13 protein-coding genes and 2 pseudogenes are annotated in these 13101 nt (G+C 59.8%); 6 read left to right on the top strand and 9 right to left on the bottom strand.

Annotated elements, in window-relative coordinates; all coding sequences use genetic code 11:
• Positions 1 to 69: 69 nt before the first annotated feature.
• The 3 genes from AACY30_RS16765 to AACY30_RS16755 all read right to left on the bottom strand — a co-directional run bounded on the left by AACY30_RS16765 (position 70) and on the right by AACY30_RS16755 (position 5251).
• Entirely contained in the window at positions 70 to 1656 is a 1587-nt protein-coding gene (locus AACY30_RS16765) for a hypothetical protein (RefSeq protein WP_339540756.1), read from the bottom strand.
• A 65-nt stretch (positions 1657 to 1721) separates the two neighbouring features.
• Positions 1722 to 3455 (bottom strand): hypothetical protein, encoded by a 1734-nt coding sequence (locus tag AACY30_RS16760; protein WP_339540755.1) that lies wholly within the window; start codon positions 3453 to 3455, stop codon positions 1722 to 1724.
• Positions 3452 to 5251, bottom strand: coding sequence for a tyrosinase family protein (locus tag AACY30_RS16755; protein WP_339540754.1), 1800 nt, complete (start codon positions 5249 to 5251; stop codon positions 3452 to 3454). The genes AACY30_RS16760 and AACY30_RS16755 overlap by 4 nt, the downstream gene beginning before the upstream one ends.
• Before the next feature lie 158 nt (positions 5252 to 5409).
• Here AACY30_RS16755 and AACY30_RS16750 point away from each other — a divergent pair, with 158 nt between their 5' ends.
• Positions 5410 to 5883 (top strand): Lrp/AsnC family transcriptional regulator, encoded by a 474-nt coding sequence (locus AACY30_RS16750; protein WP_445261442.1) that lies wholly within the window; start codon positions 5410 to 5412, stop codon positions 5881 to 5883.
• Positions 5884 to 6143: 260 nt separating this feature from the next.
• On the opposite strand, the gene tal is transcribed toward AACY30_RS16750, so the two are convergent.
• Positions 6144 to 7067 (bottom strand): transaldolase, encoded by a 924-nt coding sequence (gene tal / locus AACY30_RS16745; RefSeq protein ID WP_339540753.1) that lies wholly within the window; start codon positions 7065 to 7067, stop codon positions 6144 to 6146.
• A 24-nt stretch (positions 7068 to 7091) separates the two neighbouring features.
• Positions 7092 to 7613: pseudogene (locus AACY30_RS16740) on the bottom strand (sugar-binding domain-containing protein); the annotation flags it as partial.
• 6 nt (positions 7614 to 7619) lie between these two features.
• Here AACY30_RS16740 and AACY30_RS16735 point away from each other — a divergent pair.
• Positions 7620 to 7763: pseudogene (locus AACY30_RS16735) on the top strand (LLM class flavin-dependent oxidoreductase); the annotation flags it as partial.
• A 55-nt stretch (positions 7764 to 7818) separates the two neighbouring features.
• On the opposite strand, the gene AACY30_RS16730 reads toward AACY30_RS16735, so the two are convergent.
• The gene (locus AACY30_RS16730; RefSeq protein WP_339468714.1) at positions 7819 to 8166 is read right to left on the bottom strand and encodes a hypothetical protein; all 348 of its coding nucleotides are present in this window, start codon (positions 8164 to 8166) and stop codon (positions 7819 to 7821) included.
• 91 nt (positions 8167 to 8257) lie between these two features.
• On the opposite strand from AACY30_RS16730, the gene AACY30_RS16725 reads away from it, so the two are divergent.
• The 4 genes from AACY30_RS16725 to AACY30_RS16710 all read left to right on the top strand — a co-directional run bounded on the left by AACY30_RS16725 (position 8258) and on the right by AACY30_RS16710 (position 10578).
• Positions 8258 to 8593 (top strand): hypothetical protein, encoded by a 336-nt coding sequence (locus tag AACY30_RS16725; RefSeq protein ID WP_339540752.1) that lies wholly within the window; start codon positions 8258 to 8260, stop codon positions 8591 to 8593.
• 55 nt (positions 8594 to 8648) lie between these two features.
• Positions 8649 to 9557 (top strand): glutaminase B, encoded by a 909-nt coding sequence (gene glsB / locus AACY30_RS16720; protein ID WP_049712766.1) that lies wholly within the window; start codon positions 8649 to 8651, stop codon positions 9555 to 9557.
• A gap of 152 nt (positions 9558 to 9709) precedes the next feature.
• On the top strand, positions 9710 to 9838 hold the full coding sequence (locus tag AACY30_RS16715; protein WP_339540751.1) for a hypothetical protein: 129 nt from the start codon (positions 9710 to 9712) through the stop codon (positions 9836 to 9838).
• 86 nt (positions 9839 to 9924) lie between these two features.
• Positions 9925 to 10578: a zeta toxin family protein gene (locus AACY30_RS16710; protein ID WP_339540750.1), complete on the top strand. Its 654-nt coding sequence runs from the start codon at positions 9925 to 9927 to the stop codon at positions 10576 to 10578.
• 39 nt (positions 10579 to 10617) lie between these two features.
• On the opposite strand, the gene AACY30_RS16705 is transcribed toward AACY30_RS16710, so the two are convergent.
• The 3 genes from AACY30_RS16705 to AACY30_RS16695 form a co-directional block, all read right to left on the bottom strand.
• The gene (locus AACY30_RS16705; RefSeq protein ID WP_339468711.1) at positions 10618 to 11121 is read right to left on the bottom strand and encodes a signal peptidase II; all 504 of its coding nucleotides are present in this window, start codon (positions 11119 to 11121) and stop codon (positions 10618 to 10620) included.
• Positions 11122 to 11193: 72 nt separating this feature from the next.
• Positions 11194 to 11433 carry a DUF6124 family protein gene (locus AACY30_RS16700; protein WP_445261441.1) on the bottom strand — a complete coding sequence of 80 codons (240 nt, stop codon included), beginning with the start codon at positions 11431 to 11433 and terminating at the stop codon, positions 11194 to 11196.
• Positions 11434 to 11853: 420 nt separating this feature from the next.
• Positions 11854 to 13098, bottom strand: a complete 1245-nt coding sequence (locus AACY30_RS16695) for a saccharopine dehydrogenase family protein (protein WP_339428497.1) — start codon at positions 13096 to 13098, stop codon at positions 11854 to 11856.
• Between the last annotated feature and the right edge of the window lie 3 nt (positions 13099 to 13101).

The following is a 13101-nucleotide window of genomic DNA, read 5'->3' as shown; positions in this document are numbered from 1 at the left end:
TTTTTTCGGGCGTTTCTCGGTCGGCTGTGGGGCCGGCCTCCCTCTGAGTGTCAGGCTTGCAACACCCGCCTAATGATCATCCTTGAGGGTCTTGAACGCCTCGATGCGTTTGATCAGGCGAGTGTTCTTCGCGGAGTCGGCGCTGCCGAACAGGAAGGAGAAGTCCGACGCCAATTTGGAACCACCGGCAATGGCCGCGTACTGGTGGCAGTCGTTGCAGTTCTCTGTCTGCACATAGGTTTCCAGGGTGGTATTGGCGACGGCAACACTTTGATCGCTGACAAACGGCCCATAGGACAGCGGCGTCTTCACGTTCGGCCCAGGGCCTGGATCGTTAGGTGCGTTGGGCGTTTTAGACCACAGCACGTTCACCAGTTTGTAGTACTGGAACACTGATTGGCCCTGGGTCTGCTGGGCGAAGGTCTGCTGCACCGCCGTGTTTAACGCTTGCATGTCCTCAGGCGTGGCATTGGCCCGTGTGGCCTGTACCGGTTGGTTAAATGGCGTGCAGTTGGGCGGCGTGTGGGTGGCGTCACATTGCACGCGGGCGACGTTGGGTGTGCAGGCATCACCGGTGCAGGCCGGGTTGTTGAAGCTGTAGCCCTGCGACGGTGTAGCGCCGCCGTCAGGCACGTTGTCGACCTGCTCGAACGTGGTCCAGATGAAGTTCGGCTGGGTCTGGGTCTTGTTGATGATATGCAGGCCCACCAGACCCACGACTTCCTGGGTGCATTGCAGCGTGTCAGGGCGTTGCAGCCAGGCGACGGTGGTCAGGTAGCGTGCGTACAGCTCGGGTTTGTGGGTGAGGACGCGCCAGGCCGCCTTGAGTTCCAGGGCGCCCAATTCTTCCTGGGGCAGCGCCTTGGCCGGCAGCTCACGCACCAGCTTGCCCGCAGGCAACGACAGGCCGGCGGGGTGTCGGTTGTCGCTGTTCTGCGCCACGATCAATTGATTGGCGGCGTCGTACAAGCCGTTATTGACGATGTAGTCGAACTCGGCCTTGCCGACCTTGCGCTCGAAAAACACCAGGTTGCCCGACTGGTCCGTCAGCCAGCCGCCGGCGGCTTCCATGATCGAATCGGGCAGGGTCACCTGGGTGCCGCTGGACAGGTGGAAGCGGTGCTTGCGGTTGATCGCGCTTTCCGACGTGGCGGTAATGAATTTGCGCGCGCCGGTGGAGAGCGCTTTCAGGTTGCCGGTGGCGGTGCAATTGGACGGCACCAGGGTTTCCACGCCCCAGCCGGTCGGTTTGGGTGCACCGGGCAGGAAAATGTCGTTGGCGTCCTTGTAGCTGGCCCACACCGGCGCGTTGCTCATCGGCTTGCCGGGCGTTTGCGGCACGCCGAACTGTGCAGCGCTGCTTTGCGTGTCTGGCTCGCCCGCCAGGGTCGGGTCGGCCGGCCAGCCGGGATTGACCGGCCAGTTCATGGCGATGAACAGTTGCCAGCCGAAACAATTGAGAAAGTCCTGCTCGGTGCCGAAATTGTTCACCGGCAGGAAGCCCCCACTTGCGGGGTCGAACACCAGTTGCTGGACGCAGGTCTGCGCGTCCGAAGCGCTGGCCGGTGGCGGCGCCACCAGTGACAGCAGGGCGCCGGCCAGTAACGAGAAAACATTCAAGCGAGCCCGACACAGCGGGCGAGGCCATCCGTACATGATCGCATTCCTTGCTCAAGGCTTAAGGGGAGCCGCCCACGCCAGGCATGGGCGGCAGGGACCAGTCAGGCGCCTGGCACCAGCGCAAGGCCGCTTTCCCATGGGTGTTGGGCCGCGCTGGGGTTGGCGGCTTCGCTGGGGTTCAGCGCCCGCACGCTGACCAGCCCCGGCGCAGCGTTGCCGCTGACGTTGACGGTCATGACGTAGCCTTGCGTGCCGCCACTGTCGGTCTGCCCGGGAATCGCCGAGGCATCCGGCAAGAACTGCGTGACCTGGGCGCTGATCCCCGGGTTGGAAAACTGCACCCGCGCATCCGCCACGGTGGTGTTCGGGTCTGCCCCTTGCACCACCAGCACGAACTGAGCTGAGCTGCCGGGTGCAAAACTGGCCGGCAAGTCACTGGGTGACTGGCCGTAGAACAGGTCCAATGGCAGCAGTTGCACGGGCCAGGGTTGGGCATCGGTGTTATTGGCGGCCACGCAGTCGCATTCCTTGGGCGTGGCGGTCAACGGTGCTGGCGTCACGCTCAAGGCGACATTTAATTCGTTGGCAATCACCCACACGTAGTCGATCGGCGTGCCGTTGATGGTGATGTCATTGATCGAGAACCCCGCGCTTTGCGGCACCTCGAACACCGCCTGCAAAATCTGGTCGGAGTTGTTCGGGCCGGTGCCGGCAGTGCCACGGGTGACGCGCCAGTAGCTGCTCACATCCTGGCCTTGAGGGCCTTTCCAGGTGCTGAAGGATTTCGGCTGTTGCAGGTACAGGCCGATGGGATTGGTCAACGAGATCAGGTTTTTAACCGCGGCCTGGTTGGCGGAAAAGCCGATATGCGGGTCGGAGTTGCGATAGTTCTGCCCGTATTGAGCGCAACAGATCAGGTTCTGTTGGTTGCCGCTGCTTTGGATCGGCCGAAGGATGGTAGCCGCGGCCGCCAGGTAGATCTCGGCACTCAGGGTGTTGGGCCCGGAGGTCAGGTGCATCGCGCCGCCTGAGACGCCCGGTATACGCACGGTGCCGGCGTTCCATTTGTTGACGGTGTCATAGGCGGGCCGCCCGGTGGTTTCATCGATCACCGGGTCACCGGCATTGCCGGTCGGGCCGTTGGCGGTGTAGCGCAGGTACAGGTCTTCGAGTTTCACATGCGGGTCGACGTACGCCTGGTACAGCCCCAGCACGGCATTTGGGTCGATGTTCCACATGGTCAGGAAGTAGGCCGGGTTCTCGCTGGTGAACATGATGCTGCGCATGTTGCCGTCGGGGTCGCGGGTGATGGACCACTCGCAATACTCATCCAGCCAGCCCCGTGGACCCGAGGGCGAAAAATCGGCATAGGGGCCGTGCCAGTTGATGGACTTGCACAACACTTTGGGGATCTGCAGTTGGGTTGCCGCCGGGTCCGGGTACAGCGAATAAAGCGTGTTGTTAAGGGTGATCTGGCCGTGATCGGTCAACTGCATCACCTGGTCCAGGGTCATGGCCGTGCCGCCCAGTTGCGGAACCACGGCGGCGCCATTGTTGTAGAAAAACGTCCACAGTCGATTGGGGAAGGGCTGCCAGGTAATGGTCAGCGGTGTCTGCGTGCCGTAGCCGCTTTCCAGCGGGTTGTAGTAGCCCGAACGCGGTGCGTCATTGAGGTTCGACCAGGGGTTGCCGATGACCGACATTTGGGTCCAGCCGGTGACGTTGTTGTTCCAATTGGTTTCGAAGGTCGACAGCTGGTCCTCCAGGCCCAGCTTGTTGTAGTCCTTGGGCGCTTGTTCGGCAGGGGAGGTGAATTGGGTGAAGGGCGTGCTCATGTGCGTTCTCCAGCAGGGGTAGTGGTGGAAGTGGAGCAGCAACCGGTTCCCGGAGCGGGGCCGGCGGAGGATTGGCGTGGGTCGTCCCACACCAGTTGGGCGATAAAGCCAGGCAGTGGCGTGTACGCTTCGGGCGTCAACACCTGGCCGCTATCGGGGTGAGTCACGATCAGCGATAAATGCGCCGCGTCAGTCGGGGCAAGGTTCAGCGCCTTGACGGCGCGCGCGGCATTCAGTGCGCGGGAGACGCCCTGGGTGATGCAGCGGCCCTTGTCGTCCACCAGGCCCATGCCGATGCGGCTGAAACGCCCGACGTAATGCGGGTTGTCGGCACTCGCGTGCTGCGCCGTGGCGTCGGGTTGATTGAGAAAGACGTCGATCAGGTACGTGTCGTGGGTGCAACGCACGTGGTCGAACACCACCCAGGGCCCGCTGCCGGCCGCTTGCGCCTGGCAACAGGCCGGAGCCGTCGCTTTGGCTGCGCCGAACTGCGGGGCCACCGGGGTGCCGTAGTCGTAGCCGATGTGCCGGCTGTCCTGCGCCATGTCTCCCAGCGTGGTGTAGCGCCAGGCATCGGCGCTGGTGAAGGTCACATCGTCGGCCTGGGCCCCGGCGAAGGGCTGCAGCAGACACTGAGTGGTGTACTGCGCCGCCGGATTGGCGCGAATCCAGACTTCGAGCATGCGGTCGATATTGGCGTGATACGAGCAGAACACCGGGTCAAAGGCGGTGTAGGCGTTATCGGCCATGTCGCCACCGATCCAGCCGTGATAGTTGTCGTGGGGTTGCTCGTAGAGCCCGTCGAAGTTCAGCGCACGGTTGGGGTACAGGTTGTCGGGTTGCGGCGGATTGAAGGCGGTGATGTTGGCCCAGGGATAACCCGGCACACCTTGGGGCTGGCTGAAGGTGGTGAACGCGAGCGCATCGACCACTTGCTGCTGGAAGATCCGGCTCATGCCATACAGCTGGGTCCGCTCGGCGCGAAAAGCCTCGCCCTGGGTGTAGAACAACGGGTTGCGTTGCACGTACAGGCATTCCACGCCCGCGACGGGTGCCGTGGCGCAGACCTTTGAACAACCATCCTTGGCCGCTGCATAGCGCAGCGGGTTACGTCGCACCTCGCTGGTGTGCGGGTGCACATAGGTTTCATCAAGGAATGCCTGGGGTAAGCCGGCTTGGGGGCTGCCGTCTACACTGGCGTCTGCGGCCATCCAGTCCCAATACGGGATCGCGCAGTCGATCAACGCTTCCAGGTACAGCAAGTAAGCGCGATGCCACAGGGCGAAGGCCTCTTGGTAATGCAGGCACCAGTTTGTGTGAATGTAGGCGTAACGCTGCCAGGGCGAGCCGCTGTCCGGGTCGCCGATGTGCATCAGGTCATCCAGCTTGGCGCGGTACAGGTTCAATTGCTCTGGGCTCAGGGCGCGGATGTCCTGGCGTACGCGTTTAACCGGGTGCGGCAACGCCGGAGGCGGGATGCGTTCGGCCAGGTCAAACGGCGAAATGCTGTTCAGCCGCCACCCCTGGTTGACCCACAGCCGGAAGGTTTCCAGGGCGTCGATCGGCCAGAATTGCTGCTGGTCGGTGGTCAGCGGCATGTTGCGCGAGGCGAGGTGCTGGTAGATGGTTTCCGACCAGGCCTTGACCGACGCCGGGTCTTCCAGGAATACGTCGTAGGCATTCATGCAGCCCACCCAGGTGGCCGCCACGGCGGCGCGTTGGGCGGCGGGCACCCAGTAGGGTGCACTGAAAAGTCCTTGGATATCAGCGGTCCATGTCGGTTTCGCGACTATCATAAGATCCCTCTCATGCCGCCCTCAGGCCAGGTGTTGGCGGGGCTGCTAAGCTGAATCGATGTTAACTAGCCACTGCGCAGGATTTGTGCAAATTGGCCCGTCATTGCGACGGATTCATTGCATTTTTCAAGGACGATTTGGAACCGATGACAGACGCCATGGATTTGAAGATCCTGGGCAAGTTGCAAAAGGATTGCGACCAGAGCCTGGAGTTGTTGAGTGACAGCGTGGGGCTGTCGTCCACCAGTTGTTACCGGCGGATTCGCCGCATGGAAAGCGTGGGGGTTATCAAGGCTAAAGTCGCCGTACTGGATGAGCGCAAGCTGGGGATCCATGTCACGGCGTTTTTCCTGATCAAGCTGGACAGGGACAGCAAGGATATTGACCGCAGGATGCAGCAGATTCTCGCCAGTCGCCCGGAGATTCAGGATTGTTACTTGATGACCGGGGAGTTTGATTTTGTGATGGTGGCCAAGTTTCGGGATGCTACGGAGTACACGGAGTATATCTATCGGTTTATGGAGACTTATCGGGATATTCCGATTCGGACTTATTCGTCGACGTTGGTGGTGCGCACGGTCAAGAAGTCTTATGAACTGCCTTTGCAGGGGGTGGGGTTTCTTGGTGGGTGAGTGCATAGCCGTTTCTGCGGTAATGGCGGCTTATGGCTCCGCTTTTACAGCGGGTCACTTTTGGAAAGAAAGACCCAAAAGTAACCAAAAGGACTTCGCCCCAGATCAACAGCAAAAGCGCGGCGGGCTTACCCGGTATTGTGTGGTCGAACTCGGTCAAAACGGTGGGAGCGAGCAAGCCCCCCACCTTTTTATCGATTTATACCTGATAAGGTTCGGCGACTGTCAGGTCGCCACGGGACCGAAAGTACGCAGCCTCTTCAGAGCGCAGCCAATACCGCCTCAAGCTTTTCCTGATCTCGCGCAAACTGGCGAATGCCTTCGGCCAGCTTCTCGGTCGCCATCGCATCTTCGTTGGAAGCCCAGCGAAACTGCGCCTCGTCGATGGTTTGGCGCGGCTCGCCCGTCGCCCCCAGCACCAACTTGCGCTCCAGCGGGCCGTGGTCTTCATCGAGTTTTTGCAGCAATTCGGGGCTGATGGTCAGGCGATCACACCCGGCCAATTCCTCTATCTGGCTGAGGGTACGAAAGCTGGCGCCCATGACCACAGTCTTGATGCCGTTGGCCTTGTAGTAGTTGTAAATCCGCGTAACCGACTGCACGCCCGGGTCTTCGGCGCCGGTGTAGTCCAGGCCCGTGCTTTTGCGGTACCAGTCGTAGATGCGGCCGACGAAAGGTGAAATCAGGAACACCCCGGCATCGGCACAGGCCGCCGCCTGGGCGAACGAAAACAACAACGTGAGGTTGGTCTGGATACCGGCTTTTTCCAGGCGCTCGGCGGTGCGAATGCCTTCCCAGGTAGATGCCAGTTTGATCAATACACGGTCGCGGCCGACGCCGGCTTTGTCGTACAGCTCAATGAGCTGGTTGGCCTTGGCCCACAGCGCGTCTTCGTCGAACGACAGGCGCGCGTCGACTTCGGTCGAGATGCGACCTGGAATGGCCTTGAGGATGCCGCAGCCTACGGCCACCGCAAACTGGTCGCAGGCCAGGCCCAGGTCACCCTTGGACAGGTCGACCGAGTGACGCAGGATGTCGCCGTAGTGTGCGATAGCCGAGGCTTTGAGCAGCAGCGACGGGTTGGTGGTGGCGTCGACCGGTTTCAGACGGCTGATAGCCTCAAGGTCGCCCGTGTCGCAGACCACCGTGGTGAACTGCTTGAGTTGTTCGAGCTTGGATGTCATGAGCGGTCGATCTCCATAATGAGTTTAGTGATTCAAGGCCTGTGCGGTATCCAGGTCGGTGATCAGGATGTCCAGGTAGCGGCCCTTGAGCGCACCTCGAATCGCCTGGACCTTGTTCAACCCGCCGGCCAGGCCGAGCACGCGGTGGATCGAGCGCAATTTGGGCAGCGCCACCGACACCACGAATTCTTCGTCTTCTTCCAGTACCGGCTTGCCCTGGGCATCGAAGTAGCGCAGGCAGATATCACCCACGGCACCGCGCTCGGCCAGCAGGCGCATGTCTTCGGTGTAGTAGTTACCGCTGTTGCGCAGCAGTTGCGAGGGTTCCAGGTCGCCGATGCCGACAATCGCCAGGGTGGCCAGGCGCTGGGTGAGCAGCGTGGCTTCAAATGCGCCCTTATGGCCGACGCCGCCCAACAGTTGTATCACGTCCTGGGCCGCCTGTTTGCCCGGCTGCGCCTGCAAGCGGCCAACCATGGCGCGAAGGGGGCTGCTCCACGACGAAATACCGATATGCTCCTGGGACGCCAGGCTGGTTCCCAGGTGACCTTGGCTTCGCCGGGGTACCTGCCGGGCTCGTTCACGGAATGTGTGGAGGGTGTGATTCCGCATTTGCAGCGCAAGGGGTTGTTCCGCACGGCGTATGAGGGGGCGACGTTGCGCGAGCACATGGGCCTCGCTGATCTCACACGCTGAACTCGGTCAATGTGGGAGCAGGCAAGCCAGCCCCACAGTTCTATCGGGGTGACCCTCAGTCCACGCAAATCGCCCGGCCGAGCTTGCCTTTTTCCACCGTCGCCGAGCAGCCAAAGTGGCTATTGTCCGCTTGGCAGGTGCCGCTGATCGGCGTGCTGCCAGTTTGGGTGGTGACACTGGTCTGGCACTCGCCATCACACTGACTAGAGTCGGTACACGCCTTGCCTGCATCCTTGTACGGCGTGATGCATTTCCAGCTCTGCAACTTGCCGACTTGCTTCATCGTGCCGCCGCCTGCCAGGCACGTCGACGCGGCGGAGTCTTGCGCAGGTGGCGTAGTAGGCGCTGTTGAAGTGCAAGCCGATACCAACAGCAGGGCGGCCAGGCCGATCATCAATTTCATGCAAAAGTCCTCATTGGGTAAGCGCAGCGGTGCAGTGTACGGGCAATTGGACTACTTTGATTGACGAGCGATCCCTACCCGGTACTTACCCATGCTCGCGTTATGGAAGCGGTATTTTGCCTTGCTGGAAAACGATCTGAGCACACAGATTTTCGACAACGTGAAAAACCTGCTGGTGTGCGTGCTGTTGTTTGCGGCAGGGACCAATACGCTCGTGAGCCAGCAGGACCTGTTTATCGGGGTGTTTGCCTCCAGCGTGGCCGGCTGGGGGCTTATTGTGCTGTCGATGCTGTTGAGCGTCAGCGATGGCATCCGTCGATTGGCCAAGCTGCGTTATCACCTGGCGCTACAGCTGTTGTTGATCCTGGTGTATCTGGTGGTGGCCGAGCGGGTGGTAGAGATTGTGTGGGGCTTGCGCGCGCATTGAAGTATCCTCCGCGCCCCGCTTATCACTGATTCAAAGACAGATGACAGGACAAGACATGCAGGCGCTGCTGGACTCGATCCTTGACGAAGTTCGTCCATTGATCGGCCTCGGCAAAGTCGCCGACTACATCCCCGCGCTGGCCGATGTACCCGCCAACCAGATCGGCATCGCCGTGTACGGCAACGACGGCTCAGCCTACCGCGCCGGTGACGCCGATACGTTGTTCTCGGTGCAGAGCATTTCCAAGGTGTTCAGCCTCGTACAGGCCATCGACCACGGCGGCGAAACCATCTGGGAACGCTTGGGCCACGAACCGTCCGGGCAACCGTTCAACTCCATGGTGCAACTGGAATTCGAGCGCGGCCGCCCGCGTAATCCGTTTATCAATGCGGGCGCGCTGGTGATTTGTGACATCAACCAATCGCGCTTTGCCGTACCAATCCTGTCAATGCGCGACTTTGTACGGCGCCTGTCCGGCAACCCGCAGATCCTGGTGAACAGCGTCGTCGCCGACTCCGAAGCCCAGCACGGCGCGCGCAACGCGGCCATGGCCTACCTGATGAAGTCGTTCGGTAACTTCCACAACGACGTCGACGCCGTACTGCACAGCTACTTCAACTACTGCGCGTTGCAGATGAGCTGCCTGGACCTGGCCAAGGCCTTCAGCTTCCTCGCCAACGAGGGGACCAGTGCCCACAGCGGCGAGCAAATCCTGACGGCGCGCCAGACCAAGCAGGTCAACTCGATCATGGCCACCAGCGGGTTGTATGACGAGGCGGGGAATTTCGCCTACCGCGTGGGATTGCCGGGCAAGAGCGGGGTCGGCGGCGGAATTGTCGCGGTGGTGCCGGGGCAGTTTACGGTGTGCGTGTGGTCGCCGGAGCTGAACGCGGCGGGGAACTCGCTGGCGGGGATGAAGGCGTTGGAGTTGTTGAGTGAGCGGATTGGGTGGTCGGTGTTTTGAGGTATCGGACGGGAAGTACGCATATGTTGGTTCGCAAGCCGGGTGTGAGGACATGGGACACACATTGAGGTAAAGTCGACTCTGCGTTCGACGCTTGAGGTGATCTATGCTAACCGCCATTGATCTGCCCCTGTCCTGAGCCGGAGACCAACATGTCACGTAAAAAAGTTAAGCCACAAATCACTGAGGCGCAGATTCTTGCACAAGAGTCGAGTATTCCCTCTATTGCAGCCAAGGCATTCTTGGATCGACGGTCCACCCAGGCGCAGATTCAGGCTTGAGCACCACCCCCCGCGTCCGGATGTTCGCCTGACCGAACGGGAGTGGAAAGAGCACGTTCAACTCGAAAGTTCCGGCTCATTTGCTGGTGAACTACATCAACCCTGATGCAATTGAGTTGAGCATCCGTGAAACGGGGGTGTTTGAATTTGCTGCGTTTGGGCTTGATCAATATGCCATTCGGGCGATTCCGTTCTTGCGTGGCCATACATTACTTTTAAAATTCCCTGATTCTCTTGCCAAGCTCGAAGACCTGATCGTGGACGGCGATCAAATCGCTTTTCCCTCACGACAAGTCGACTCTTACATAGCGTCTGCGTTGTCTGACTTTATTCGAGCTTCCTTGGTTGAGGAGCGGGTGAGTTTCACGTTCGAAACCGTCATGTCAGATAGCAGCAAGATTGAGCTGCTGCGGCAGGCAAAAGCCGCGGGTTATAGGGTATACGTTTACTACGTTGCTACTGCAGATGCCGATATCAACGTAGCGCGGGTTGCTTACAGGGCATCTATCGGGGGGCATGATGTTCCTGCAGACAAGATTCGCTCTCGCTACAAGCGGTCTTTGGAGAATCTTTTCGAGGCCATATTGCTTTCAAACAGAGCTTATATTTTTGATAACTCGCAAGATGGCGAGCTTAGATTCGCTCAGCTTGCTGAAATTACCGAAGGCGAGGATATCGACATCGTTTCGGACACGCAGCCGGCCTGGTTTCAACACTACGTAATCGACAAATTGACGTAGAGGGTAAGAGGTTGTCCTTTACGTTACTTTCTCATCGACTCAAACCCTGCGCGGTTTTACAAATAAGTCGATCATTAAATAGACCGCCCCGGCTGTGATTGCGATATCGGCAATATTGAACACGCCGGTATGCGTAGGCCCTACATTCAGCACCATGTAATCAACGACATGCCCATCCCGGAAAACCCGGTCGATTAGGTTAGCAATGCCACCCAACGCAATCGCATACAGCGGCAAGACCTTACGCAGCGGTTGGCTCCAGTTGGAAAGCGACCACCACATCGCCCAGGCCACCACTACCGCCACGCCGACGATAAAGATCAGCTGTTTTACCTGCGGCGGCAAAGCCGCGCCCAGGCTCAGGAAGGCGCCCGGGTTAAGGCTCAGTTCCAGCGCGAGGTTGATGGGGCTGGCGCCGATTTTGAAACTGTTGGCTTGCAGTGTAACCAGGGCCAGTAGTTTGACGAGTTGGTCTACGGCGATAAAGGCGATACCGGCGAGGAGGGCGAAGGTGCGGCCTCGCAGTAGGGGGGACGTGCTCAAGCGGTAACTTCCTGTTTGGGGGCGGTCGATAGAGCGCCCGAAGATAGCTCAGGCGCTCTATCCCGTCCATCTTCAAGCCGCCGGGTGGGCAACGTCCAATGCCTTGTCGACCAGCAGTTGCACACCTTCGAGCATGCGGCAGATACCCAGTGCGACGTTGCGTTGAGCACCGTCGATTTCAAAGGCTAGATGAGTTGCAATGTCGTTGATGGAGGCCAGGTCCTGGGAGGCGTTGACCAGCAGGGTTTCCGTGCCTAAATCGGTGCGGACGGTGAAGAGTGTTTCTGGGGGATTTGGACTGTCTTTGATCATGGTGAAGCTCCTTTGTAAATGGAGCTGCCACGATTCGCGGTCAACCGAATTAGGGTGGCAGCTATACGCGGGTTGACCGACCGGCCAAAGAAGCAAAACCGGCATACCCGAAGGTATCCCGCGTACAACTGCCGCGACACAATACATCAGGCGTAAAAAAAACGCCGAAGATCGGTGTAGGTGCAGTTGCTCTTTGAAGTCGGACGGTCAAATCCGGTCGCTGAATTGGCAGCGACGGCAGAGAGGTTAGTCAGCGCACTTCCGAGCGACAACCTGAAACGGTTGTGAGAAATATCCGAGAATCTGGGGCGGAGTGCCAGCTCCCACATTTTGACTTTCATTGCTCTTTGGGATTTATGTGAGTCCCAACAAAAAATGCGCCCCTCGGGGCGCATTTTTTTGTGGTCAGCTATCGCCTATTCAGGCAATCGCGTCCCAAGCCCGATCACCGTTCTCGTCTTTAATCCGAGTCGGCAACCCCATCACGTCCAGCGCTTTCAGGAACGGCTCAGCGGGCAGTTCCTCGACGTTGGCCATGTGCTTCACATCCCACTCACCGCGCGCTACCAGCAGCGCAGCGGCTACGGGGGGAACGCCTGCGGTGTACGAGATGCCCTGGCTGTCTGTCTCGGCAAAGGCTTCTTCATGGCACGCCACGTTGTAGATGAACATCTCACGCGGCTGGCCGTCCTTGGTGCCTTTGACCAGGTCGCCGATGCAGGTCTTGCCGGTGTAGCCCGGCGCGAGCGAAGACGGGTCGGGCAGTACGGCCTTGACCAGTTTCAGCGGCACGACTTCCAGGCCTTCGGCGGTGGTGACCGGCTTCTCGGAGAGCAGGCCGAGGTTTTTCAGTACGGTGAACACGTTGATGTAGTGTTCGCCGAAGCTCATCCAGAAGCGCACGTTGGGCACGTCGAGGTTTTTCGACAGTGAGTGCACTTCATCGTGGCCGGTGAGGTAAAGGTTCTGCGAACCGACGACCGGCAGGTCGTCGGTGCGTTTGACTTCGAACATGGTGTTGCTGGTCCACTGGCTGTTCTGCCAGCTCCACACCTGTCCGGTGAACTCGCGGAAGTTGATTTCCGGGTCGAAGTTGGTGGCGAAGTATTTGCCATGGGAGCCGGCATTGACGTCGAGGATGTCGATCGAGTCAATGCGGTCGAAATGCTGTTGCTGCGCCAGCGCGGCGTACGCGTTGACGACACCTGGGTCGAAGCCCACGCCAAGGATGGCGGTGATGTTCTTCTGTTTGCACTCTTCCAGGTGGTTCCATTCGTAGTTGCCGTACCACGGCGGGGTCTCGCAGACCTTGCCCGGCTCTTCGTGGATCGCGGTGTCGAGGTACGCAACACCCGTGTCGATGCAGGCACGCAGTACCGACATGTTGAGGAACGCGGAACCCACGTTGATGACGATCTGCGATTCGGTCTCGCGGATCAGGGCCTTGGTCGCTTCCACGTCCAGGGCGTTCAGCGCGAAGGCCTGGATGTCGGCGGGAACCTTGAGGCTACCCTTGGCCTTGACGCTGTCGATGATGGCCTGGCATTTGGAGATGTTGCGCGACGCGATAGCAATACGACCGAGTTCGTCGTTGTGCTGCGCGCACTTGTGGGCCACCACCTTGGCGACACCTCCTGCACCAATGATAAGAACGTTCTTTTTCAATTG

The organism is Pseudomonas sp. RA_5y_Pfl1_P24 (assembly GCF_963970945.1).
In the GTDB taxonomy this organism is placed as follows: domain Bacteria; phylum Pseudomonadota; class Gammaproteobacteria; order Pseudomonadales; family Pseudomonadaceae; genus Aquipseudomonas; species Aquipseudomonas tritici.
This window is presented reverse-complemented; position numbering and strand designations above follow the sequence as displayed.

Bases quoted from the DNA above. Each gene is read 5' to 3' on its own strand.
- AACY30_RS16765 (WP_339540756.1), bottom strand. From the start codon at position 1,656: ATGTACGGATGGCCTCGCCCGCTGTGTCGGGCTCGCTTGAATGTTTTC.
- AACY30_RS16760 (WP_339540755.1), bottom strand. From the start codon at position 3,455: ATGAGCACGCCCTTCACCCAATTCACCTCCCCTGCCGAACAAGCGCCC.
- AACY30_RS16755 (WP_339540754.1), bottom strand. From the start codon at position 5,251: ATGATAGTCGCGAAACCGACATGGACCGCTGATATCCAAGGACTTTTC.
- AACY30_RS16750 (WP_445261442.1), top strand. From the start codon at position 5,410: ATGGATTTGAAGATCCTGGGCAAGTTGCAAAAGGATTGCGACCAGAGC.
- tal (WP_339540753.1), bottom strand. From the start codon at position 7,067: ATGACATCCAAGCTCGAACAACTCAAGCAGTTCACCACGGTGGTCTGC.
- AACY30_RS16730 (WP_339468714.1), bottom strand. From the start codon at position 8,166: ATGAAATTGATGATCGGCCTGGCCGCCCTGCTGTTGGTATCGGCTTGC.
- AACY30_RS16725 (WP_339540752.1), top strand. From the start codon at position 8,258: ATGCTCGCGTTATGGAAGCGGTATTTTGCCTTGCTGGAAAACGATCTG.
- glsB (WP_049712766.1), top strand. From the start codon at position 8,649: ATGCAGGCGCTGCTGGACTCGATCCTTGACGAAGTTCGTCCATTGATC.
- AACY30_RS16715 (WP_339540751.1), top strand. From the start codon at position 9,710: ATGTCACGTAAAAAAGTTAAGCCACAAATCACTGAGGCGCAGATTCTT.
- AACY30_RS16700 (WP_445261441.1), bottom strand. From the start codon at position 11,433: ATGATCAAAGACAGTCCAAATCCCCCAGAAACACTCTTCACCGTCCGC.